The sequence below is a fragment of the Fastidiosipila sp. genome, assembly GCA_012511175.1.
In the GTDB taxonomy this organism is placed as follows: domain Bacteria; phylum Bacillota; class Clostridia; order Saccharofermentanales; family DTU023; genus UBA4923.
Genome location: JAAZGO010000037.1, coordinates 1 through 1,806, shown reverse-complemented (window position 1 = coordinate 1,806; position 1,806 = coordinate 1). Strand labels below are relative to the sequence as shown.

2 protein-coding genes are annotated in these 1,806 nt (G+C 51.7%); both read right to left on the bottom strand.

The features are described 5' to 3' along the window. Positions 1–1,590 (bottom strand): DNA repair protein RecN (locus tag GX839_07670; protein ID NLB05330.1); only part of this gene is annotated, 1,590 nt, incomplete at its 3' end. Between the two features lie 2 nt (positions 1,591–1,592). Continuing rightward, positions 1,593–1,806, bottom strand: a 214-nt coding sequence (locus GX839_07665; GenBank protein ID NLB05329.1) for an RNA polymerase Rpb6, incomplete at its 5' end; no start/stop codon positions are given.

Below are 1,806 nucleotides of genomic sequence, written 5' to 3'. Positions count from 1 at the left end.
TATTTCCAGAATCCGCTCCTCGCCGTCCAGTTGCACTATATTTGTTTGTGTAACGTCTTCTACCAGGTCTTTCCTTACCAGGTAATGGGTCTTGCCTTTGGCTGCCACCTGCGGCAGGTGTGTAATAGCCAGTACCTGCATATTTTCCGAAAGATCGTGGATCATATCGCCCATGCTGTCTGCAATTTTTCCGGACACCCCCATATCTACCTCGTCAAAAATAATGGTACTCAACCCGGCACTTTGTGCCACCACCGATTTTACACACAGCATCAGGCGGGACATCTCTCCCCCCGACGCAATGCTGCTCAATTCCCGGGGTGCCATATCTTTGTTGGCCGAGAAAAACACCTGCAGGCTGCTGTTCCCCAAAGGTCCGTAGTGCGGTTGAAGGTTCAAATCAAAGGTAAGTTGCGCATCCGGTATCCCCAGGAGCGCCAGGCGGGCGCAAAGCAAGGCAGCCAATTTGTCCAGAGCCTCGGCTCGTTCTTTGTGCAAGGTCGCGGCCAGGCGGTTTCTTTCCCCGGTTTGCAAGCGCAGTTCCTCTTCCAGTTGTTCCAGCAAGGTGGAATCGTTTTGCACTGCTTCCAGCTGCCGGGCAAACCCGGCTTTTAGAGCCATCAATTCTTCTACCGATTGAACGTTGTGCTTGCGTTCCAATGTATAGAGGGTATCCAGCCGCTCTCCCACACTGTCTATCCTGCCCGGCTGTTCCCGCACTTGCTCCAAGGCCCGGGCACATTCCTGCGCCAGGTCCTTCAACTCTACCCGCGCCTGCTCCAACCGTTCACCCATCTGGCTGTAGTCCTTGTGGTGTTCCGCCATGGACGCTGCCAACCGCTCGGCCTCTTTTATACTTGCCAGTACCGGCAGCTCCCCTTCTTCCAGAATGTACGTTATCCGGTACAAAGACTGCCTTATGTCCGTAGCATGTTCCAATAATTTCAGCTCCTCTTCCAGCCCTTCCTGTTCGCCGGTCACCGAGTTGGCCTGTTCCAGCTTGTCGTACTGAAATTGCAGGTAGTCCGTATCCTGTTGTTTTTTTTCATACGAAGCCCGCAAGGTACGCACCCGTGCCGCCAGCGTGGTTACTTCCCTGTGGATTGTTTTGTATTGTTGTGTTACCGATGATTGTCCGGCAAAGGCGTCCACCATGTGTAACGGGTACTCGTTGTTGGAGAGCAACAGGTTCTCGTGTTGTGAATGGACGTCTATCAGTCCGTTACCCAATGACTTTAAAAGAGGCAGGTTGGACGGCTGGTCGTTTACATAAGCCCGGCTTTTCCCGGTAGGGTAGACAACGCGCCGTACGGTCAGCTCGTCTGCGTAATCCAGTCCGTTGTCGGCAAGCAGTTGCTCCAGGTCCGGATCTGTTTTCGGAATTCTGAAACACGCTTCTACTACGGCGTTGGCAGCGGGGTCCCGTAAGAAATCCACATCGGCCTTTTCCCCCAACAGCAGGGACAACGCTCCCAATATAATGGATTTCCCAGCACCCGTTTCCCCGGTAATGATGGTAAGGCCCTCAGAGAAATCGACTTCCAAAACATTGATGAGGGCAAAGTTGGATATGCTAAGGGAGTATAGCAATGTTATTCTTCCGGCACTTCAGCCTTTCTGTAAAACGTTTCGCCGTCTTCAAATTCTTTTATGGCAACCAGCGTAGCTTTAGGCTGGCGGTCATAATGACGCGATATTTCAATTTGTTCGCGGTTTTCAAATGTTTCTTCCAGGGTGTCTGTAAAATTGGAAAACTCTTCCAGCCGGGCATTCAGCTCTTTTTTTATTTCTGTAGAGATCTGGTTT